Source organism: Streptococcus sp. HMSC078H03, assembly GCF_001808655.1.
In the GTDB taxonomy this organism is placed as follows: domain Bacteria; phylum Bacillota; class Bacilli; order Lactobacillales; family Streptococcaceae; genus Streptococcus; species Streptococcus salivarius_G.
This window is the reverse complement of record NZ_KV794113.1, coordinates 300,132-321,898: the sequence shown is the minus strand read 5'-3', so window position 1 is coordinate 321,898 and position 21,767 is coordinate 300,132. Positions and strand designations below refer to the sequence as shown.

Annotated in this window: 21 protein-coding genes, 1 tRNA gene and 1 pseudogene; 17 read left to right on the top strand and 6 right to left on the bottom strand. The window is 41.6% G+C overall.

Translation table 11 applies throughout. The features are described from left to right. Positions 1-29 precede the first annotated feature (29 nt). The gene (locus tag HMPREF2607_RS07430) at positions 30-968 is read left to right on the top strand and encodes an alpha/beta fold hydrolase (protein WP_070476521.1); all 939 of its coding nucleotides are present in this window, start codon (positions 30-32) and stop codon (positions 966-968) included. Positions 969-997: 29 nt separating this feature from the next. Continuing rightward, a complete protein-coding gene (locus tag HMPREF2607_RS07425; protein WP_022495921.1) occupies positions 998-2,056 on the top strand; it encodes a DUF3114 domain-containing protein in 1,059 nt (352 codons plus the stop codon). Positions 2,057-2,129: 73 nt separating this feature from the next. Here the strand turns inward: HMPREF2607_RS07425 and HMPREF2607_RS07420 are convergent, their stop codons facing one another. The 5 genes from HMPREF2607_RS07420 to HMPREF2607_RS07400 all read right to left on the bottom strand — a co-directional run bounded on the left by HMPREF2607_RS07420 (position 2,130) and on the right by HMPREF2607_RS07400 (position 6,105). Continuing rightward, positions 2,130-2,321 (bottom strand): PspC domain-containing protein, encoded by a 192-nt coding sequence (locus tag HMPREF2607_RS07420; protein WP_070476519.1) that lies wholly within the window; start codon positions 2,319-2,321, stop codon positions 2,130-2,132. 56 nt (positions 2,322-2,377) lie between these two features. Next, positions 2,378-3,055, bottom strand: coding sequence for a PAQR family membrane homeostasis protein TrhA (locus HMPREF2607_RS07415; protein WP_002886236.1), 678 nt, complete (start codon positions 3,053-3,055; stop codon positions 2,378-2,380). After that, positions 3,048-3,497, bottom strand: coding sequence for a DUF1836 domain-containing protein (locus tag HMPREF2607_RS07410; RefSeq protein WP_002885964.1), 450 nt, complete (start codon positions 3,495-3,497; stop codon positions 3,048-3,050). The genes HMPREF2607_RS07415 and HMPREF2607_RS07410 overlap by 8 nt, the downstream gene beginning before the upstream one ends. A 168-nt stretch (positions 3,498-3,665) precedes the next feature. Then, positions 3,666-4,937 carry a hydroxymethylglutaryl-CoA reductase, degradative gene (locus HMPREF2607_RS07405; RefSeq protein ID WP_070476518.1) on the bottom strand — a complete coding sequence of 424 codons (1,272 nt, stop codon included), beginning with the start codon at positions 4,935-4,937 and terminating at the stop codon, positions 3,666-3,668. Between the two features lies 1 nt (position 4,938). Next, positions 4,939-6,105, bottom strand: coding sequence for a hydroxymethylglutaryl-CoA synthase (locus tag HMPREF2607_RS07400; RefSeq protein ID WP_070476516.1), 1,167 nt, complete (start codon positions 6,103-6,105; stop codon positions 4,939-4,941). 471 nt (positions 6,106-6,576) lie between these two features. On the opposite strand from HMPREF2607_RS07400, the gene HMPREF2607_RS07395 reads away from it, so the two are divergent. The 9 genes from HMPREF2607_RS07395 (at position 6,577) to HMPREF2607_RS07360 (ending at position 13,363) form a co-directional block, all read left to right on the top strand. Next, entirely contained in the window at positions 6,577-7,437 is an 861-nt protein-coding gene (locus HMPREF2607_RS07395) for a thymidylate synthase (protein ID WP_070476514.1), read from the top strand. Between the two features lie 107 nt (positions 7,438-7,544). Then, the gene (locus HMPREF2607_RS07390) at positions 7,545-8,048 is read left to right on the top strand and encodes a dihydrofolate reductase (protein ID WP_013990945.1); all 504 of its coding nucleotides are present in this window, start codon (positions 7,545-7,547) and stop codon (positions 8,046-8,048) included. Positions 8,049-8,052: 4 nt separating this feature from the next. After that, positions 8,053-8,223 carry a hypothetical protein gene (locus HMPREF2607_RS10395; RefSeq protein WP_002886174.1) on the top strand — a complete coding sequence of 57 codons (171 nt, stop codon included), beginning with the start codon at positions 8,053-8,055 and terminating at the stop codon, positions 8,221-8,223. Between the two features lie 17 nt (positions 8,224-8,240). Then, positions 8,241-9,467 carry an ATP-dependent Clp protease ATP-binding subunit ClpX gene (gene clpX, locus HMPREF2607_RS07385; RefSeq protein ID WP_002890340.1) on the top strand — a complete coding sequence of 409 codons (1,227 nt, stop codon included), beginning with the start codon at positions 8,241-8,243 and terminating at the stop codon, positions 9,465-9,467. Positions 9,468-9,476: 9 nt separating this feature from the next. Then, positions 9,477-10,076: a ribosome biogenesis GTP-binding protein YihA/YsxC gene (gene yihA, locus HMPREF2607_RS07380; protein WP_002885996.1), complete on the top strand. Its 600-nt coding sequence runs from the start codon at positions 9,477-9,479 to the stop codon at positions 10,074-10,076. Positions 10,077-10,205: 129 nt separating this feature from the next. Further along, complete coding sequence (locus HMPREF2607_RS07375) at positions 10,206-11,582, top strand: amino acid permease (protein WP_070476511.1); 1,377 nt, start codon at positions 10,206-10,208, stop codon at positions 11,580-11,582. Positions 11,583-11,593: 11 nt separating this feature from the next. Beyond that, entirely contained in the window at positions 11,594-12,544 is a 951-nt protein-coding gene (gene mmuM / locus HMPREF2607_RS07370; RefSeq protein ID WP_070476509.1) for a homocysteine S-methyltransferase, read from the top strand. 112 nt (positions 12,545-12,656) lie between these two features. Beyond that, positions 12,657-12,911 (top strand): DUF1912 family protein, encoded by a 255-nt coding sequence (locus HMPREF2607_RS07365; RefSeq protein ID WP_002886199.1) that lies wholly within the window; start codon positions 12,657-12,659, stop codon positions 12,909-12,911. Positions 12,912-12,985: 74 nt separating this feature from the next. Then, entirely contained in the window at positions 12,986-13,363 is a 378-nt protein-coding gene (locus HMPREF2607_RS07360) for a helix-hairpin-helix domain-containing protein (protein WP_002885939.1), read from the top strand. A 117-nt stretch (positions 13,364-13,480) separates the two neighbouring features. Here HMPREF2607_RS07360 and plsY read toward each other — a convergent pair whose 3' ends face one another. Further along, a complete protein-coding gene (gene plsY, locus HMPREF2607_RS07355) occupies positions 13,481-14,122 on the bottom strand; it encodes a glycerol-3-phosphate 1-O-acyltransferase PlsY (protein ID WP_013990943.1) in 642 nt (213 codons plus the stop codon). Positions 14,123-14,259: 137 nt separating this feature from the next. Between plsY and parE the strand changes: the two genes are divergently transcribed. The 6 genes and pseudogenes from parE to HMPREF2607_RS07325 all read left to right on the top strand — a co-directional run bounded on the left by parE (position 14,260) and on the right by HMPREF2607_RS07325 (position 21,666). Further along, positions 14,260-16,209, top strand: a complete 1,950-nt coding sequence (gene parE / locus HMPREF2607_RS07350; protein ID WP_013990942.1) for a DNA topoisomerase IV subunit B — start codon at positions 14,260-14,262, stop codon at positions 16,207-16,209. Positions 16,210-16,364: 155 nt separating this feature from the next. Next, the gene (locus tag HMPREF2607_RS07345; protein WP_037602101.1) at positions 16,365-16,913 is read left to right on the top strand and encodes a hypothetical protein; all 549 of its coding nucleotides are present in this window, start codon (positions 16,365-16,367) and stop codon (positions 16,911-16,913) included. 618 nt (positions 16,914-17,531) lie between these two features. Beyond that, a complete protein-coding gene (parC, locus tag HMPREF2607_RS07340; protein ID WP_021144501.1) occupies positions 17,532-19,988 on the top strand; it encodes a DNA topoisomerase IV subunit A in 2,457 nt (818 codons plus the stop codon). A gap of 156 nt (positions 19,989-20,144) precedes the next feature. Beyond that, positions 20,145-21,176, top strand: a pseudogene (locus HMPREF2607_RS07335) (branched-chain amino acid aminotransferase); the annotation flags it as partial. 118 nt (positions 21,177-21,294) lie between these two features. Next, a complete protein-coding gene (locus HMPREF2607_RS07330) occupies positions 21,295-21,525 on the top strand; it encodes a DUF2969 domain-containing protein (RefSeq protein WP_002886057.1) in 231 nt (76 codons plus the stop codon). A 60-nt stretch (positions 21,526-21,585) separates the two neighbouring features. Then, positions 21,586-21,666: transfer RNA gene (locus HMPREF2607_RS07325), tRNA-Tyr, on the top strand. Positions 21,667-21,767: the final 101 nt, after the last annotated feature.

Sequence of the window (21,767 nt, the reverse complement as noted above, 5' to 3'; positions counted from 1 at the left end):
AGCTAGCTGACTTTTTAGTAGGATAAACCATGCACGTTTTTAGGAAAAGACTTTTATTTCTGCTGGGAGCAGTCCTGCTCTTGTTACTGTCTAGCTTTACTTATCACAGATTAGCCTTGCAAAGAGAGAAGGCTTCCCTCAACCCTATGGGACAAATGGTGTCTGTCAATGGCCATGACATGAGCGTCTTTGTAAAGGGGGAGGGGCCACAAACTCTAGTTTTTCTTTCTGGTGCTGGAACAGCCTCTCCCATTCTAGATTTTAAAGACTTGTATGATGGGCTTTCGAAGCAGTATAAGATAGTCGTTGTTGAAAGGGGTGGCTATGGTTACAGCGAGGACACGTCTAAGTCCCGAGATGTTTCTGAGGTTCTTTCAGAGACACGTCAAGCCCTAGCCAAGGCCCATGTATCAGGTCCTTATATTATCCTCTCCCATTCGATGGCCTCCTTAGAGACACTTCTGTGGCAGGAAAAATACCCTAGTGAAGTGAAAGCTATCATTGGTTTAGATTGGGCCCTACCAGAAAGTTATGCACATTTAACAATACATCCCCAGATTTTACGTATGGCTCGTTGGGGAAGTCAATTAGGCTTATTAAGGTATTTACCGGGTCGCTTATATGTGCCTAATGCCAATCTCAGTAGTAGTGACCACCGCCTCTATCAACGGATAGCCTATCGTCAAATTTTGTCAAAGGCTATGTTAAATGAGAGCCTGTCTGTTAAGGAAAATGCGAAAAAGGTTACTTCTAGCATTGATTCACAAATTCCAACCTTACTGATGGTCTCGAATGGTGGGGGTACTGGTTTTAGCCAGAAGGACTGGCGGCATTATGCGACTAGCTTTGCAAAGGACCAGAAAAATATCGAAGTGACTTTTTATGATGCTCCGCATTATCTTTATCACTATCAGACCAAAGAGGTGGCCGAGAAGATAGAGGAGTTCATCAAAGAGACGACTGAATGAATTTACATATATTATCGAGGAGGGATGTGATGCTCATTGGTTCAAAAGCCTTTCGACACTTATGGGAGGACTGGCGAAGGGACTACCAGCCATTGCAAGTACTAAAGCTATTGTTAGCTTATATAGGGATGCCAGAGGATTTATCGGGAGAGCTTGAAGAAACCCAACACCTTTTATCTTATTTTGATCCTGACTTGGCACCGCATGATTCCTTCTGGAAGGATGTCGTTAAATTGGTAGACCTGGCTTTTCCTGGTGATAGTTTGTCTAAGAATGCCTCTATTGAGAGACAAATCCATCAGCTACGTTACCTGATTTCTAGTCAACAGGCTCAGTATGTGCGGACGCATTATAAAAAGCCAGGGATGACAGATAAAGAAGCTTTGGCTGTCTATCTGAGATGGAAGCCTTTCACCATGTTTGATCAGGGACGTTTGCACCAGAAGGTTTCTATCTGTGATGGCAAGGCGGTTTATCCTGATGGGATTCCAAGTGTTAATCTAAAAATTCTTCTCTATAATCGGATTGAGTTTATTCTGGATAGTCAGGGAAACTTTCTCAATGAGGTCGATGCGGAGCAGGTGACCGAGAGTGGGGTGGTTAATGGTGCCAGTTTTAACTATGGTAATTTCAAGCGCCACTGGCAATTGGATGTGGAGCCGGTCCAACCACATGACCCTGATTTTCGTAATCGAATGACTAGGGGCTTTCGTTCACCCAACAAATTGAAAAAACGTTGGGGACAGCAAGCGCCTGAACAGTTTGATAAATCTTTCTACAATCCAAAAGGCATCTATGCTCAGTCTCATAGGTCTTTGGCAAATGATGTCAAACGCCAAGCCAGACTTTTTCTCGCTCTGGTTTATGGCTTTAAACCGGATCAGACCAAGCAATCAAAGGAGGTTCATATGTCTAAACAACCACAAAACAATAAGGGAACAGCAGTTCTAGGCTCACTAGTCTTTATGGCCTTATACGCCCTAGGTATTTGGCACAATGCTGTCCGAGGAAATATTCCCTTTCTCATTCTTTGGAGTGTTTTACTCCTTGTTAATGTCAGCTATTTTATTTTCCGCTTGAGAAAATAAAAAAGAAAGTGATACAGACCTAAATAGTAAGAAATTTAGGTCTGTATCACTTTTTTGTATATTCAATGATAACTTACCACTTGCTTTCTTCTGGGATAATAATCCAGCAGATGATGTTGAAAAGAAAGCCTGTTCCGAATAAGAAAATCGCTGCAGCCCAAATGAGGCGAATAATGACAGGGTCGATGTCAAGATATTTAGCGATACCAGAACAAACACCGGCAATGATTTTGTTGTTTGGATCTCGTCTGAGTTCTTTTTTCATATGATTTACCTCCGTATGCCTTATTATACCATAACACCTAGAAGTCTAGTATTAGCTTAAGGAAGCATGAAGTAGACGATACCCAGATATTGGAGTGCTGAAGCCAGCATGATGAAGAGGTGCCAAATCATGTGGAAGTATGGTTTTTTCTTAGCGTAAAAAGCTGCTCCAACCGTGTATGACAATCCTCCAGCAAGCATGAGCCCCCAAAAGGCTGGTCCTGTCTTAGTGACGATAGCTGGAATAATGAAGATAACTAACCATCCCATCATCAGATAGAGGAAGAGGGAGAACTTTTCATTGATTTTTTTAGCAAAGATTTTATAGAGAATACCAAAAATTGTTGTTCCCCATTGGAGGATGATGATGCTATAGCCTAGCCATCCGCCAACCAGTGAGAGGGCAACAGGGGTGTAGCTTCCAGCAATGGCGATATAAATCATGCTGTGGTCAATAATTCTTAAAACCATCTTGTGGGGTGAATTGTAATCCATAGCATGGTAGATGGCTGAGCTCAAAAACATGAGGAATAGGCTGATAACGAAAACAGACATCCCGACAGCAGCTGTCATGCCGTAGCCATTATTGGCATGAACAGCAGTAATTGGCAGTAAGACTAGCATGGCCACAGCACCGACGGCGTGTGTCACGCTGTTTGCCACTTCCTCACCAAAGCTAAGTTTTTTACTGAGTTTGAGGTTGGGAGAAGTATTAAAAGTAGCAGTATTAGACATTATTTCCTCCTTCAAGGTCGTTCAAAAGTTGATGGGTAGCTCGGTAGCATTGAAGCGTCTGACAGGCTGAGAGTATGACTTGTGGAGCTTCTTGAGGAAACTGACCATTCATACAGGCTACAAAGTCATTGTAGTAGCTCTTTTGGCTTTCAGCATCTGTTCGTAGGATTTCTAAGGTTTTAGCAATCTCAGAAATCTCAAAGACGGTCTTTAGACTAGTGATGACAATAAGTCTAGCTACCTGAGCAGCATTATATTTTTTCTTGATGGGTTTTGCGACATGGCCATGTTTGACGTAATTATTGACCATAGAGGCGGTTAGTCCCTTATCGTTTGGTCCCAAAGTGCTTTGGGTGACCTGATTGACATAGAGCAAAACCTGATCCAAATAGAGTTCAATCTCTGGTAATTCTTCCCAGAGAGGGTATTGTTGTGTTGTCAAATTATAAAAACCTCTTTATCTAGTTTTCATAACTAGATTATAACATTATAGAAATTCAAGTCAAGTCAGAACTTGTGAGATATGAAAAAGATGTTGAGATAACATTTCCAACATCTTTATTTTTTATGTGATAAGGCAGAGTGATTTTTTATGCTTTTGAATCACTTCTTATGGGGTTCTGAGTTTCTCCAAAATTGCTTGTGCAGTTTCTTGGTTCATATGTTTGGCCTTGAGAAGTTCAGCCAAAACCTGAGGCATTTCTTCAGGACTAGCCCCAGCTAACAAGGCCAGAGATTTGGCTTGGAGTTTCATATGTCCTGCTTGGATTCCTGTTGAAGTCAGAGCTTTCAGAGCAGCCAGATTTTGTGTCAAACCAAGAGAGACGATGATACTGGCTAGGGTTTTGGCATCTGGATTTTTAAGCAAATCATGGGCGATAGAAGCACTAGGGTTAAGTCCAATTGAACCACCACGGGTTGCGATTGGCATGGGGAGGGTTAATTCTCCAACTAGTTCCTTAGCTTCCTGATCATAAGTCCATGTGGACAGACCACGGTAGCTACCATCCTTGCTTGCATAGGCATGGCTACCGGCCTCAACTGCTCGCCAATCGTTTCCGGTCGCGATAACTAGGGCATCGATACCATTGAAAATTCCCTTATTATGGGTAGCTGCTCGGTAGGGGTCCACCTGAGCCAATTGGCTGGCCATCTCCATTTTCTTGGCTAGGTCATGTGCCTCTTCCTTATTTCGACTGAGGAAGCGCGTGCTAAGACGACAAGTAGCTGTCACAAGACTTTCAGTGGCTAGATTTGAGAGAATAGCCATGAGGCTTTGACCTTTTGAGAGGTTTTCCAATTCTGGCACCAGGGCTTCCATCATGGTGTTGACCATATTGGCTCCCATGGCTTCTTGGGTATCAACGGCTAGATAGACAATGAGGAAGTCTCCCTTAGTCTCAGTCCAGAGCTTGCGGGGGCCGCCTCCACGCTTAACAATAGAAGGGTGAGCCTCTTTGGCAATCTCTATAAGTTCCTGACTGACTGCTTGAATTTTGCTTGAAGCAGAAACCTTATCAGGGACATCAAAGAGGGCGACTTGGCCAATCATCTGACGGTCATGAATCGTAGTTGTGAAACCGCCAGAGCGCTTAATGAGCTTGCTAGCATAGGAAGCAGCAGCCACAACTGAAGGTTCCTCGGTAACCATGGGAACCTGATAGGTCACACCATCTACCAATACATCTGGGCAAATGGCAAAGGGGAGTGTGAATCGACCAATGACATTTTCAGCCATTTGATTGGCTGTTTCAAGGGTAAGTTGTTGGTCCTTATCCAGAAGATTTTGATTTTCCTGAGACAAAAGAGCATTCGTTTTCAAATGCTCTTTACGTTCTTGCGGTGTCTTCTTGGAAAAACCAGTCCAAGAGAGTTTTGTCATATTAATTTCCTTTATAGATACGTTGGTGTTCAGAGATTTCAGCTAAACGGAAAGCTCCGGTTTGGTAATCAGCGAATTGAGTAGAACCAGTGTCATCCAACTGAGCCTCTTCATAGAAAAGTTTTTCATAATCAGCAACGCTCAAGTGTTGACGTTTGGCAAAGGTATCTAGGCGGTCCGAACGAAGCAGGTCTTTGTATCCTTCAACCAGACGTCCTGAGAAAATCTCAGAGACAGCTCCAGAACCGTAAGAGAAGAAGCCAATCTTATCTCCGGCTTTAAGGTCTTGCGACTGTTCAAGCAAAGAAAGAAGTCCAAGATAGAGTGACCCTGTATAGATATTTCCAATTTGACGACTATAGGTAATTGAAGCATCAAAGTTGTTTGTCAAACGCTCTTTATTCTCTGGATTCAACTCTTTTGGAATAATCTTGTTAAGTCCCTTGAGTGCCAACTTAGGATAAGGCAGGTGGAGACAAAAAGCGGCAAAATCAGCAAAGTCAGCCTGATGGCGTTCTTGATAGGCTGCCCAAGTTGTCTTCAAACTGTCAAGGTACTGTTTGGTTGAGTAGATGCCTTGAACATAAGGCGTTGAACTGTAGTTGGGACGCCAGAAGTCCATGACATCACGAGTTTGTGCCACATTATCATCAGCAAGCTCCAAGATACGTGGATTCTGACTGACCAGCATAGCTACGGCGCCAGCTCCCTGGGTAGACTCACCAGAGGAACCCACACCATAGCGGGCAATATCACTAGCGATAACCAGAACCTTGCTATCTGGGTGAGTTGCCACGTGCAATTTAGCATAGTTAAGTCCAGCCGTTGCAGCGTAACAAGCTTCCTTCATTTCAAAAGAACGGGCAAAAGGCTGAATACCCAATAGACTGTGAACATAGACAGCAGCAGCTTTAGACTGGTCAATGGAAGACTCAGTAGCCACGATGACCATATCGATAGCTTTTTTGTCGTTGTCATTTAAAATATCAGCCGCCGCATCAGAGGCAAGCGTCACGATATCTTCTGTAATCGGCGTAATACTGGTTGCATCAAGCATCAGCCCCTTGCTGAATTTTTCAGGCTCCGCCCCACGGGCAAGAGCGAGATCAGCCATGTTTAGAACATATTGACTGGTCGCAAAACCAATCTTATCAATTCCAATAGACATATGATGTTTCCTTTTTTCTTCATTGTAGAGTATCCAGAAGATACTAATCTATAGTGATTTTACCATAAAAGAGCGCTTTCGCCTTGAAAAAACTTTGATAGTTAGTTATATCTCATTTTTTGATAGGAACTAGGGGATTTTAAACGACTTACTTTTACTATTCCCATAGCTTATATTTCTCATTTACACCAGAATAAGGTAAAATTGAAGTGGTAATCTACTTGTTTTTTAGCTATGTTAGAAAAGTAAAATTGTTGTTATATATTGAAATCATTGCGAGCGTTAAGTGAGACTTTCCGCTGTGAGATAAGTGTCTGTAAATAAAGTGTTTTGTTTACAGACACTCGGAATTTTTGAGACCATAGGCTCAAAAATTAGTCTTGGAACTTCGAAGAAGTTCGCAGACGTCCGTAATCACTTAAGGAAAGTCTCAAAAAATACTTTGTTTTCAATAGAATAAAGAGGAAAATCATGACAAAAGCAGACACTATTTTTAAAGAAAATATCACTAAAATCATGGAAGAAGGCGTTTGGTCGGAGCAAGCACGTCCTAAATACAAGGATGGCACCACAGCCAACTCCAAATACATCACTGGAGCTTTTGCAGAATATGACTTGAGCAAGGGAGAGTTTCCAATTACCACTCTTCGTCCTATCGCTATCAAATCTGCCATCAAAGAAGTGTTTTGGATTTATCAAGACCAGACAAACAGCCTAGATGTCCTTGAAGACAAATACAATGTCCACTATTGGAATGACTGGGAAGTTGAAGGCGTGCCTGCCAATAATGGGGACAAGCGTTCGATTGGTCAGCGTTATGGAGCGATTGTTAAGAAGCACGATATCATTAACCGTTTGCTGGCACAGTTGGAGGCTAATCCGTGGAACCGTCGCAATGTCATTTCCCTTTGGGATTACGAGGCCTTCGAGGCGACAGCAGGACTTCAGCCTTGTGCCTTCCAAACTATGTTTGACGTTCGCCGTGTGGGCGAGGACATTTATTTGGACGCCACTTTGACGCAACGTTCTAACGATATGTTGGTGGCTCATCATATTAATGCCATGCAGTATGTGGCTCTTCAGATGATGATTGCCAAGCACTTTGGTTGGAAAGTTGGTAAATTCTTTTATTTCATCAATAACCTCCATATCTATGACAATCAATTTGAGCAAGCTGAGGAACTTCTCAAACGTCAGCCAGCTGATTGCCAACCACGTTTGGTCCTCAACGTTCCTGATGGAACGAATTTCTTCGATATCAAACCGGAAGATTTTGAATTGGTTGACTATGATCCTGTTAAGCCTCAACTCAAATTTGACTTAGCAATTTAATAAATGCTTATGGTTTAAGCCCTTAAAGAGCTGGCAAAGTTTTTCCAAGCTCTTTTTCTCTTTTTTTGTTAGAATGGATTGTAAACTTAAAAAGAAAAGGAAATACTGTGTCTAAACAACTCATTGCTATTTGGGCGGAAGCTCATAACCATGTTATTGGGAAGAATCACACCATGCCTTGGCATTTGCCTGCTGAACTGGCACATTTCAAGAAAACGACCATGGGCTCAGCAATTCTCATGGGGCGTGTGACCTTTGATGGCATGAACCGTCGTTGTCTACCAGGACGTGAAACCTTGATTTTGACACGAGACAAGGACTTCGACTGTGAGGGTGTAACGACCGTTACGAGTGTTGAGGAAGCCCTAGCTTGGTTTGAACAGCAAGATAAGGATCTCTATATTGCTGGTGGTGCTGGTGTCTACAAGGCTTTTGATGGGCATTATGATGCATTCATCAAGACAACTATTGAGGCTGATTTAGAGGGAGATACGTATTTTCCACAACTAGATATGACGGCATTTAAAGTGGTATCACACGAACGTGTGGCCAAGGATGATAAAAATGCCTACGACTTTAGCATAAGTCGCTATGAAAAAGAAGGAGACTAGGTTCATGCAACGTAGTGTTTTTGGGTTATTTACTGCATTATTGGGAGTACTTTGTGTGCTCTCTGCCATTCCTGCCTTTCGCAAGAAACGTTATGGGTTAGCAGTTTTTCTCTTTTTAAATGCTTTTACCAACCTTGTCAATACTATTCACGCCTTCTATGGCACCCTATTTTAGAAAAGAGTGAGGAATAAATGGCTGGAAATCGTAATGAAGAAATGGTTTATTGTTCATTTTGTGGCAAAAACCAAGAAGAAGTAAAGAAAATTATCGCTGGGAATGGCGTCTTTATCTGTAACGAATGTGTGGCCTTGTCACAAGAAATCATTCGTGAGGAAATGGCAGAAGAAGTTTTGGCTGACTTGGCTGAAACACCAAAGCCAAAAGAACTTTTGGATATTTTGAACAACTATGTCGTGGGGCAAGACCGTGCTAAACGTGCCTTGGCGGTAGCTGTTTACAACCACTATAAACGTATCAACTTCACAGAAAGTCGTGAAGACAATGATGTGGATTTGCAAAAATCAAATATTCTCATGATTGGACCAACTGGTTCAGGGAAGACTTTCTTGGCTCAGACCTTGGCTCGTAGCTTGAATGTTCCTTTCGCGATTGCGGATGCGACATCATTGACAGAGGCAGGTTATGTGGGTGAGGACGTGGAAAATATCCTCCTCAAACTGATTCAAGCGGCAGACTTCAATATTGAACGTGCGGAACGTGGGATCATCTATGTCGACGAGATTGATAAGATTGCTAAAAAAGGTGAAAACGTATCAATCACTCGTGACGTTTCTGGTGAAGGGGTTCAACAAGCCCTCTTGAAGATTATCGAAGGAACAGTAGCTAGCGTTCCACCTCAAGGTGGCCGTAAACACCCTAACCAAGAGATGATTCAAATTGATACGAAGAATATTCTCTTTATCGTGGGTGGTGCTTTTGATGGTATCGAAGATATCGTTAAGCAACGTCTTGGTGAGAAAATCATTGGTTTTGGTCAAAATAATAAGGCTATTGATGATGACTCATCATACATGCAGGAAATTGTGGCTGAAGATATTCAAAAATTCGGTCTTATCCCTGAGTTTATCGGACGTTTGCCAGTCCTTGCTGCCCTGGAACAGTTAACGGTGGACGACTTGGTTCGTATCTTGACAGAGCCTAGAAATGCCTTGGTTAAACAGTACCAAACCCTTTTGTCTTATGATGGGGTTGAACTTGAGTTTGACCAAGATGCTCTTGAAGCTATTGCAAGTAAGGCGATTGAACGTAAGACTGGTGCGCGTGGGCTTCGCTCTATCATTGAAGAAGTCATGATGGATGTCATGTTTGAAATTCCTAGCCAGGAAGATGTGACTAAGGTTCGTATTACCAAAGAAGCTGTTGACGGTACAGCTGCTCCAGTTTTGGAAACAGCGTAAGGAGGACTTATGGCTGAAGAACAAGTCCTAAATACGCACAATGCTGAGATTTTACTCAGTGCAGCAAATAAGAGTCACTATCCGCAAGATGACCTCCCTGAGGTTGCCCTAGCAGGACGCTCGAATGTTGGTAAATCAAGCTTTATCAATACCCTTCTTGGTCGTAAAAACCTCGCACGTACATCTGGGAAACCAGGAAAAACTCAGTTGCTCAATTTCTACAATATTGACGACAAGCTACGCTTTGTGGATGTGCCAGGTTACGGTTATGCCCGTGTGTCCAAAAAAGAACGTGCCAAATGGGGGAAAATGATTGAGGAGTATCTCGTGACTCGAGACAATCTTCGTGTGGTTGTTAGCTTGGTTGACCTCCGACATGAACCAACTCAAGACGATATTCAAATGTATGAATTTCTTAAGTATTATGAAATTCCAGTGATCGTTGTGGCGACTAAGGCTGACAAGATTCCTCGTGGAAAATGGAACAAGCACGAATCTATCATTAAGAAAAAACTCAATTTTGATAAAAATGACCATTTCATCGTCTTTTCATCTGTCACACGTGACGGTTATGATGAAGCATGGGATACGATTTTGGCAGAATTGTAAGAAAAGCTCGGAGAAATCCGAGTTTTTTTCATGTGATAGTCTTTAACTATCTCTTTGATAGTTTTCACTTATTATCCAAGGGGATAATATTGTGATAAGCTTGTTTTATCACATATATTGGAGGAATCTATGGAAAACCATAATTATGAAAATGAGGGTCAGTTCCAACGGAAGATGACTTCTCGACACCTCTTTATGCTATCGCTGGGTGGTGTCATTGGTACTGGTCTTTTCTTGAGTTCAGGCTATACGATTGCACAAGCTGGACCCCTTGGAGCTATCCTATCTTATCTTGTGGGAGCTATTGTTGTTTACTTGGTCATGCTTTCATTAGGTGAGCTAGCTGTTGCCATGCCAGTAACGGGATCCTTTCACACCTATGCTACTAAATTTATCAGTCCGGGGACCGGCTTTACAGTAGCTTGGCTTTATTGGATTTGTTGGACGGTAGCCTTGGGAACAGAATTTCTCGGTGCTGCCATGTTGATGCAACGTTGGTTTCCATCGGTTCCGGCTTGGATTTTTGCGGCCTTCTTTGCCTTGGTGATTTTTGGGATTAATGCTCTGAGTGTGAGGTCATTTGCGGAAGCGGAATCCTTCTTCTCGTCAATAAAAGTCATTGCTATCCTGGTTTTCATTATTCTGGGGCTAGGGGCTATGTTTGGGTTGGTGAGTTTTGATGGGCACCATGAGGCCATTATGTTCAAGCACTTGACAGCCAATGGTCTCTTTCCAAATGGCGGTATTGCCATTGTGTCAGTTATGTTGGCTGTTAACTATGCCTTTTCAGGAACAGAGTTAATCGGTATAGCGGCTGGTGAAACGGACAACCCTAAAGAGGCAGTTCCTCGGGCGATTAAAACAACTATTGGTCGTTTGGTAATCTTCTTTGTACTGACGATTGTTGTATTAGCTTCGCTACTTCCAATGAAAGAAGCAGGAGTCTCTTCAGCACCTTTCGTTGATGTCTTTGATAAGATGGGAATTCCATTTGCGGCGGACATCATGAACTTTGTTATCTTGACAGCTATCCTTTCTGCTGGAAATTCTGGACTTTATGCGTCAAGTCGTATGCTGTGGTCTTTGGCCAATGAGGGGATGCTCAATAAAAAGCTAGTGAAAATTAATAAGCATGGTGTTCCAATGACAGCTCTTTTGATTTCTATAGCAGGAGCAGTTTTATCGCTCTTTTCAAGTATCTATGCAGCAGATACAGTTTACCTAGCTTTGGTATCAATCGCTGGTTTTGCAGTTGTTGTTGTCTGGCTCTCTATTCCTATGGCACAAATCAACTTCCGTAAACAGTGGAATTTAGAACATTCTGATGATGAGTTGGATTACAAGACGCCTTTTAATCCAATCCTACCTTATATCACAATCATTCTGTTGGCCATTTCTGTTCTTGGTATTGCTTGGGATAGTTCACAACGGGCAGGACTTTATTTTGGTATTCCTTTTATGATTTTCTGCTACCTCTATCACTACCTTCGTTTTAAGAAATGGTAAGGAGGCCTTGCATGGCAATATTTAAAGACTATTTAGAGAATAAATCTCCCCTCATTCTTCATGGGGCTCTGGGAACAGAGATGGAGAGCTTGGGTTATGATATTTCTGGGAAACTCTGGTCAGCCAAGTACCTGCTTGACAAGCCAGAAGTTATTCAAAAAATCCATGAAACCTATGTAGCTGCTGGGTCTGATTTGATTACCACATCGTCTTATCAGGCAACCTTACCAGGCTTGATAGACGCTGGACTTACTGAGAAAGAAGCGGAGCAGATTATTGCCTTGACAGTTCAGTTGGCAAAGAATGCACGCGATAAGGTCTGGGCAACTTTGGATGACAGTGAGAAAGCTAAGCGTCCTTATCCATTGATTTCTGGTGATGTCGGTCCTTACGCAGCCTATTTGGCCAATGGTTCTGAGTACACTGGTGATTATGGTCGGATAACTATCAAGGAACTTAATGAGTTTCATCGCCCTCGCATTCAAATTCTCCTAGATCAGGGTGTCGATTTATTGGCTTTGGAAACCATTCCTAATCATCTGGAAGTACAAGCTTTGATTGAACTTCTGGCTGAAGAATTTCCAGAAGCAGAAGCTTATATCAGTTTTACAGTCCAAGAACCAGGAACTATCAGTGATGGGACTTCTTTAGATGAGATTACCCAGCTTGTTTCCCAGTCAGACCAAATCTTGGCTCTAGGAATCAACTGTAGTTCGCCTCTGCTATATAATCAGGCTCTTACTATTCTTAAAAATGCTGGAAAAGCTCTCATTACTTACCCCAACTCAGGTGAGGTTTATGATGGTAGTACGCAGACTTGGAAACCTAAGGACAAGGATGCTCTGACCTTAGTGGAACACAGCAAGGATTGGCATGATCAGTTTGGAGTTAAGATTTTAGGTGGTTGCTGCCGCACACGTCCAAATGACATTAAAGCCTTATATGCAGAGTTTAGAACCTAGTCAAATTTCTAATTATTTGTTATAATAGGAGACTGTAAGGCTATGAGCTCTACACACTATTAGTAGAAAATGAAGCCAGCGTTAAGCTGGTTTTTAAAATGAAGAGGAAAATATGACCTACGAACAAGAATTTCTAAAAGACTTCGAAGCCTGGGTTGTTACCCAAGTTAAAGTAAACGAAACGGCCTTGGCCGCTAGCAAGAAAATCTGGGAAGAAGATGGCGATGAGCGTGCACGTGATGCAAGTTACCGTTATGAAGCCAAATTGGATGCTTACAATTTCCTAATTGGTAAGTTTGCCAACTATCGTGCTGGCAAAGGTTTCCATGATATGCCAGATGGCTTGTTCGGGGAACGTCACTATTAATAGAGGATGAAAAAGAAAATGGCGACAGTACTTTATGGAAAGGTGTCGCCGATTAAAATAGGAGAATACTAAACATGGCTAAAGTAAAAAATAAAAAGAAAGCTTTTAAACACCGTTTGAAAAAACAAGGACTTTTCAATAATGTTAAAGCCCCTGTCCCACCAGTTGCGCCTGTTCCACCAGTGCCACCAGTAGCACCACAACCTGTTGCTGAAACTAAGACAGTTGCTAAGGAAGAAGTAGCAGCTAAAGACCTTAGTCTTGAAGCTTTTGCAGAACTTCCAGAAGTTGAAGGCCTTCGTTCAAACCTTGTAGAGACTCTTTACAATGAAGGTTTGACTTCAGCAGAGGCTTTTGCTACTGTGACTGAAGAAGAAGTTCTTGCCCTCAAAGGTGTAGGACCTGCGACAGTTAAAAAATTGAAAGAAAATGGTGTCAGCTTTAAAGCTTAAGCCTAAAAAAGATCCGAGGTGTAGACTTCGGATCTTTATTCTTTGACTTGGAAAGCATTGTTTGATTAGGAGAACAAGAAAACCACTAGCTTTTTGCTAGTGGTTGATAGATCTGTATTATTTATTTGGATTTTGTTTGGTTAAATTAAGTCCAAAAGGTACCAAGTTTTCTTGATGCCTACGGATTCGCCCCATATTTTCAGTGTGGCGGAAGATAATAATCAAAGCCATGATGGTAAGGACCCCAGTGAAAATAAGGTCATAGCCATCTAGCAAGAAGTGGATGGCTGGAAACACAGCCAAGGTAATCAGTCCAACAATTGCAGCAGTGACACTAGAAAATGAGATCATGCTGGTTAGATAGAGTGTTAGGGCAAAGACCAAGAGTAGGAAGACACAGTAGAGTGGGGCGAAACCAAGAAGCACCCCAGCACTTGTCGCAACGGCCTTCCCACCTTTAAATCCAGCAAAGATTGGAAAAACATGTCCGATAATGGCAAAGAAACCAATGACTAGAGGTGAAACCTCTGTAACACCAAGCCAGATAGGAAGAAGAACAGCCAAGGTACCCTTGAACATATCCACCAAGAAGGTGATGGTACCAGCAGTCTTACCTAGAACACGAAAGGTATTGGTTGTTCCAGTATTTCCAGAGCCATGCTCACGAAGATTGGTATGGAAGAAAAGTTTCCCAATCCAGAGGCCGGTCTGAATGGAACCTAGCAAGTAGGCGATTAGGATTAACAATAAGATTTTCATGAGATAATTATAGCATACAGCCTAGTAATTGACAAAGTCAGTCAGCCTTAAGATATCTTTTGAACTTTCTTGATTTCTTTTGCAAATTCTTCTGAAAACTTATAAAATAATAAGGATGAAAATTTTGGAGGTCACTCTTGGCTAAAAAAGAAATTAATGTAAATAATTATAATGATGATGCCATTCAGGTACTAGAAGGGTTGGATGCGGTTCGCAAGCGCCCTGGAATGTACATTGGCTCAACAGATGGAACAGGACTTCACCACTTAGTTTGGGAGATTGTCGACAATGCGGTCGATGAAGCTCTTTCTGGTTTTGGTGATGTTATCGCTGTTACCCTAAATAAGGATGGTTCTGTTTCTGTTTCTGACTCTGGACGTGGGATGCCGACAGGTATGCATGCCATGGGTAAACCAACAGTTGAAGTTATTTTCACCGTTCTCCACGCGGGTGGTAAATTTGGACAGGGTGGTTATAAGACTTCTGGAGGTCTTCACGGTGTGGGTTCCTCAGTTGTTAATGCGCTGTCTAGTTGGCTTGAGGTAGAAATTACCCGTGACGGTAGTGTTTATCGCCAACGATTTGAAAATGGTGGTCACCCTGTAACAGGGCTTGAAAAGATTGGTAAAGCGCCTAAGTCTAAGACAGGTACAAAAGTTACCTTTATGCCTGATGCGAGCATCTTTTCAACAACTGACTTTAAATTTAACACTATCTCAGAGCGTCTCAAAGAATCAGCCTTTCTTCTTAAGAATGTCACTATGACATTGACTGACTTGCGTGGCGAAGAAGAAGTTCGTGAAGAATTCCACTATGAAAATGGGGTTCAAGACTTCGTGTCATACCTGAATGAGGACAAGGAAACGTTGACACCAGTTATCTATATTGATGGAGATCAGCAAGAATTTCACTTGGAATTAGCCCTTCAGTATAATGACGGTTACTCTGACAATATCCTTTCCTTTGTCAATAATGTCCGTACTAAGGATGGAGGGACCCACGAAACAGGCTTCAAGTCTGCCATTACCAAGGCTCTTAACGATTATGCGCGTAAGACGGGTCTTCTCAAAGAAAAGGATAAGAACCTCGAAGGGTCAGATTACCGTGAAGGTTTATCAGCAGTTATTTCGCTTTTGGTTCCTGAAGAACACCTTCAGTTTGAAGGACAAACCAAGGACAAACTTGGCTCTCCTTTAGCTCGTCCGATTGTTGATAGTATTGTTTCAGAGCATCTGACTTACTTCCTTATGGAAAATGGGGACTTAGCTTCTAACTTGGTGCGTAAGGCTATCAAGGCCCGTGATGCCCGTGAGGCTGCTAGAAAAGCGCGTGATGCTAGTCGAAACGGGAAGAAAAATAAAAAAGACAAGGGGCTCTTATCAGGGAAATTAACGCCAGCTCAGTCTAAAAATGCTAAGAAAAATGAACTCTATCTGGTCGAGGGTGACTCTGCCGGTGGATCAGCCAAACAAGGCCGTGATCGTAAATTCCAGGCTATCCTGCCTCTTCGAGGTAAGGTCCTAAACACTGAGAAAGCTAAAATGGCAGATATTCTCAAAAATGAAGAGATTAATACCATGATTTACACTATTGGTGCAGGTGTTGGAGCTGATTTTAACCTTGACGATATCAACTACGATAAGATTATCATCATGACCGATGCCGATACCGATGGGGCTCACATTCAGACCTTGCTACTTACTTTCTTCTATCGTTATATGCGTCCACTGGTTGAAGCAGGACACGTTTATATTGCTTTGCCTCCTCTTTACAAGATGTCTAAAGGAAAAGGCAAGAAGGAAGTTGTTGAATATGCTTGGACGGATGGGGAACTTGAGGAACTTCGTCAAAAATTTGGTCGTGGAGCTATTCTTCAACGTTACAAGGGGCTTGGTGAGATGAATGCTGACCAGCTTTGGGAAACAACCATGGATCCAGAGACAAGAACCCTTATCCGAGTGACTATTGACGACCTAGCGCGTGCCGAACGTCGTGTCTCCGTTCTTATGGGAGATAAGGCAGCACCACGCCGTCAATGGATCGAAGATAACGTTAAATTTACCTTGGAAGAAAGTGGCGCATTTTAGGTTGCAGGCCAGAAGGGAATGTAATAAGATAGAACTAGGGAGAGCGTTTACAATCAATAGAAACTTGGGATTATAAAGAAACAAGTTGATTATTTTCTACATCGTTTATTAACTATTTGCAGTGTCATTGACTAGAAATCAATGGAGGTAGAAAAATGGATTTTAATGTTATCGATTACCTAGCTTACCATGCAGATGTAGCTATTCCGGCTATTATTCTTATGGTTATTGTTTCTGCTATATACTTATTTTTTTATGGTATACGTCCTATAAAAACACGCTTTTTGATCCTCTTTCTCTTATCTATAGTCTCCCTCATAATCTTCGTGCTGGATAACCCCCTCTATTATTATTTGGGTAGTCCATACTCAGGCTTATTATTTGTTTTTTACTACCTGATGGTCTTTTCAGTGTTTTATGTACCATTCTCACTAATAGCTTTTATAAAGAGTCTTCTACATTTAACACGCTTTCAAACCAATTATTCAATCTTATTAGCGATTAATAGTTTTTTCGCCACATTACTGGCTTTCCTCAACCTACTTTTCTTACAAGGGGCTTTGGAATTTCTCCCAAATTCATCCATGTACCTTATTTTTATCCTCCTAGCGGCAAGTGGTATTGCTCAAACTATAATAGGGAGAAAGGAAAACGAAAAAAATAAAGATTATATGGTTGAGTCAGGAAAAGACAATGTGAGGTAGACCTATGTTATCTAAGGTATTAAGTTTTTTACTTCACTATTCTCAAGTAGTCTTTCCTGTTTGTGGGGGAGCAATAGCTTATTTAAGCGTTTATAAAAAGAGACCAATAAAAACACGCTTTTTAACCCTGCCTATACTAGTTGTGATAACCTTCCTTCTATCTTTGATAGATAATCCCTTCTCAGATAGAACCTATTCGGGTTTGTTATTTGCTTTCTATAATGTGTATGTTTTTACTCCTTTAAGTGTTGCGTGTAGTATCACATCACTTTTCAAAAGTATCTATCATTATAGATTGTTTCGTATACCGCTAGCTACTGTTCTCGTAATCAACGCCTCTTTAATGACTTGTTTATCACTCTTAAACTTTATCTTATTCTTTGGGGAACTTTCTACTTCATTGACACTATCTTGTGTATTTTTCATTTTAATTGTGATAAGTACAGTCGTTCAATTTGTGGTTGGTGAAATAGAAATTAGGAAGGTGAAAACCATTCTTCTACAGTTGCAAAGTCAAGGAAAGACATTATGAAGCGTGGCAGTTAGGTAGGAAAGTTACTATTTGTCTTTCACATTATTTCAAATCATTACTTAAACTAAAAAATAAAGAGAAATCTTATGTCTAATATTCAAAACATGTCCCTTGAGGACATCATGGGGGAGCGTTTTGGACGCTACTCCAAATACATTATTCAGGAGCGTGCGCTTCCTGACATTCGTGACGGTTTGAAACCCGTTCAACGTCGTATTCTTTATTCCATGAATAAGGATGGCAATACCCATGACAAGGGCTATCGTAAATCTGCCAAGTCGGTGGGTAACATTATGGGTAATTTTCACCCACATGGCGATAGTTCCATTTATGATGCCATGGTGCGTATGTCTCAGGACTGGAAGAATCGTGAAATCTTAGTTGAGATGCACGGTAACAACGGTTCTATGGATGGTGATCCGCCAGCGGCTATGCGTTATACAGAGGCGCGTTTGTCAGAGATTGCTGGCTACCTTCTTCAAGATATTGATAAAAACACCGTTCCTTGGGCTTGGAACTTTGATGATACAGAGAAGGAACCAACCGTTTTACCTGCAGCCTTTCCAAACCTCTTGGTTAATGGTGCTACAGGGATTTCTGCTGGTTATGCCACAGACATTCCACCGCATAATCTGTCAGAGGTCATCGATGCCGTTGTCTATATGATTGACCATCCATCTGCTAAACTGGATAAATTGATGGAATTCTTGCCTGGTCCAGATTTCCCAACAGGGGCTATCATTCAGGGCAAGGATGAGATTCGTAAGGCCTACGAAACCGGTAAGGGTCGTGTCGTTGTGCGTTCACGTACTGAGATCGAACAACTCAAAGGTGGTAAGGAACAAATCATAGTTACTGAAATTCCTTACGATGTCAATAAGGCAGTTCTTGTTAAAAAAATCGATGATGTTCGTGTTAATAACAAGGTTCCAGGTATTGCAGAAGTTCGTGACGAGTCTGACCGTACAGGGTTGCGTATTGCTATTGAACTTAAGAAGGATGCTGACAGCCAAACTATTCTTAACTACCTTTTGAAATATACGGATCTTCAGGTCAACTATAATTTCAACATGGTGGCTATTGATAATTTCACCCCACGTCAAGTGGGCTTGCAAAAGATTTTATCTAGCTACATTGCCCACCGTCGTGATATTATCGTTGCTCGTTCAAAATTTGACAAGGAAAAAGCTGAAAAACGTCTTCATATTGTTGAAGGATTGATTCGTGTTATTTCTATTTTGGATGAGGTTATCGCTCTTATCCGAGCTTCTGAAAATAAGGCTGATGCTAAGGAAAATCTTAAGGTCAGCTATGATTTTTCAGAAGAACAAGCAGAAGCTATCGTGACCTTGCAACTTTATCGTTTGACCAATACGGATATTGTCACTCTCCAAAATGAGGAAGCTGATTTACGTGAACAAATCGCGACCTTGGCTGCTATCATTGGTGATGAGCGTACCATGTTTAATGTCATGAAACGTGAACTCCGTGACATTAAGAAGAAATTTGGTAATGACCGTCGTTCAGAGTTGCAAGCAGAAACCAAGACCATTGAAATTGATACTGCAAGTTTGATTGTTGAAGAAGAAACCTATGTCAGCATCACTCGCGGTGGCTATGTCAAACGTACAAGCCCACGTTCTTTCAATGCTTCAACGATTGACGAAGTCGGAAAACGTGATGATGATGATTTGATTTTGGTTCAGCAAGCTAAGACGACACAACACCTCTTGATTTTCACTAATCAGGCCAATGTGATTTATCGTCCAATCCATGAGTTACCAGACATTCGTTGGAAGGATTTGGGAGAGCATTTATCACAAACTATCACCAATTTATCTAAGGATGAAGAAGTGCTTTACGCAGAAATCCTGGATGATTTTGAAACAGGTACTTACCTAGCAGCTACCAAGCTGGGTCAGATTAAACGTTTCGAACGCAAGGAATTTACGCCATGGCGTACCTACAAGTCTAAGTCGGTTAAATACGCTAAACTCAAGGATGATAGTGATTTTATTGTTACGGTTACGCCAATTCAATTGGATGATATCATGATTATCACTCAAAAGGGTTATGCCCTTCGCTTTAACGCGGACGAAGTGCCAGTAGTTGGTGCCAAGGCAGCAGGTGTTAAGACAATCAATCTTAAGGATGATGATACCGTTCAGGCTGTTTTTGTAGCAAATACTCAAAGTTTCTACCTTCTGACACAAAGAGCTAGTCTCAAACGTGTAGCTACAGCAGATATTCCACAGGCTAAGCGAGCTGGTCGAGGTCTCCAAGTTCTTCGTGAGCTTAAGACGAAACCACACCGTGTCTTCACTGCGGGTCCAGTCTTTACGGAAAATGCTGGTGGCGAGATAGATCTTCTAGCAACACCAGTGGAAGAGACTCCTCAGACCTTGCTTGTAACAGCTACAACAGGTGAAACGGCAGAGGTTGACTTGTCCCTTCTAAATCTTTCAGACCGTACTAGCAACGGTAGCTTCATTGAAGGATTAGCAGACAAAGAAGTCTTTTCTGCCAAGATTATTGAAAGATAAAGATAAGAAAGCTTTGTTCTCTTATTAGAGGGCAGAGTTTTTTTCTTTGATGGGCAAAATAAGTGTTTTAAAAAGAATTGTCAGAATTTTGCAACATAACCTTGAAATTTTCAATGAAAAGGACTATACTAGAAAGCACATAGTAACAGAAAAGAGGATATACACATGACAGTTGATTTAGACTGGGAAAATCTAGGATTTAATTACAGTAAACTTCCATTCCGTTATATCTCATATTACAAAGACGGTAAATGGGATGAGGGGCAATTGACTGAGGATGCGACTTTGCATATTTCAGAAGCATCTCCAGCCCTTCACTATGGTCAAGAAGCTTTTGAAGGCCTCAAGGCTTACCGTACTAAAGATGGCTCTATTCAATTGTTCCGTCCAGATGAAAATGCTAAACGTTTGCAACGTACTGCGGATCGTCTTTTGATGCCACAAGTTCCCGTTGACAAATTTGTAGATGCATGTAAACAAGTTGTACGTGCAAATGAAGAATATGTTCCACCATATGGTACAGGTGCAACACTTTATCTCCGTCCATTGTTGATTGGGGTTGGTGATATCATTGGTGTGCATCCAGCAGATGAGTATATCTTTACCATTTTTGCTATGCCAGTAGGTAACTACTTCAAAGGTGGTTTGGCTCCAACAAACTTCCTTATCCAAGATGATTATGACCGTGCTGCTCCACATGGTACAGGTGCTGCTAAGGTGGGTGGTAACTACGCAGCAAGTATGTTGCCAGGTAAGATTGCACATGATCGTAACTTCTCAGATGTGATCTACCTTGATCCAGCAACTCACACTAAGATTGAAGAAGTGGGTTCTGCAAACTTCTTTGGTATCACAGCCGATAACGAATTCGTTACACCACTCAGCCCATCTATCTTGCCATCTATCACTAAGTTCTCATTGCTTTACTTGGCTGAAAATCGCTTTGGCATGAAAGCTATCCAAGGTGATGTTAAGATTTCTGAATTGGATAAATTTGTCGAAGCAGGTGCCTGTGGTACAGCTGCCGTTATCTCACCAATTGGTGGGGTACAACATGGTGATGACTTCCATGTCTTCTACTCAGAAACAGAAGTAGGTCCTGTAACACGTAAACTTTATGATGAGTTGACAGGTATCCAATTTGGTGATGTTGAAGCACCAGAAGGATGGATTGTCAAAGTTGACTAATTCCTAATAGATAAACGATTATTTTAAGGCTTGCTCTTGCAAGCTTTTTTCTTTTTCGGTAGAATTAAGAAGATACATTAAGAAAGGATGGCTCGAGCCAAGGATCGGGTATAAATCTATGAGTAAAAAAGATAAAAAAATTGAAATCCAAATTAATGATGCTAAAGTAGTCGTCAATAAAGCAACTATCGAAGGTTTTGAACTTCTTGTTGGTAAGAAAGTCATCGGACAAATTGTGGAAATTGATGGTAAGTTTGCCGTTGTTGACAAGGAAAATGTTGTAGGTTTCCACAAGAAAATGGATGATGCAGTAGCTGCCATTATTGAATCATACAATCTTAATCATTAAAATCCAAAGTAAAGGCTTGCTTTGGTCAAGAAACTGTGATATACTATTTCTTGTTCTTAAGGAGAGATAGCGAAGAGGCTAAACGCGGCGGACTGTAAATCCGCTCCTTCGGGTTCGGGGGTTCGAATCCCTCTCTCTCCATGTCTAAGAAACTGAATCGGGATAGTCGATATCAAGTACTTAGATGTTTTTTTATAGCATTTTGCTATTGGGGTATAGCCAAGCGGTAAGGCAAGGGACTT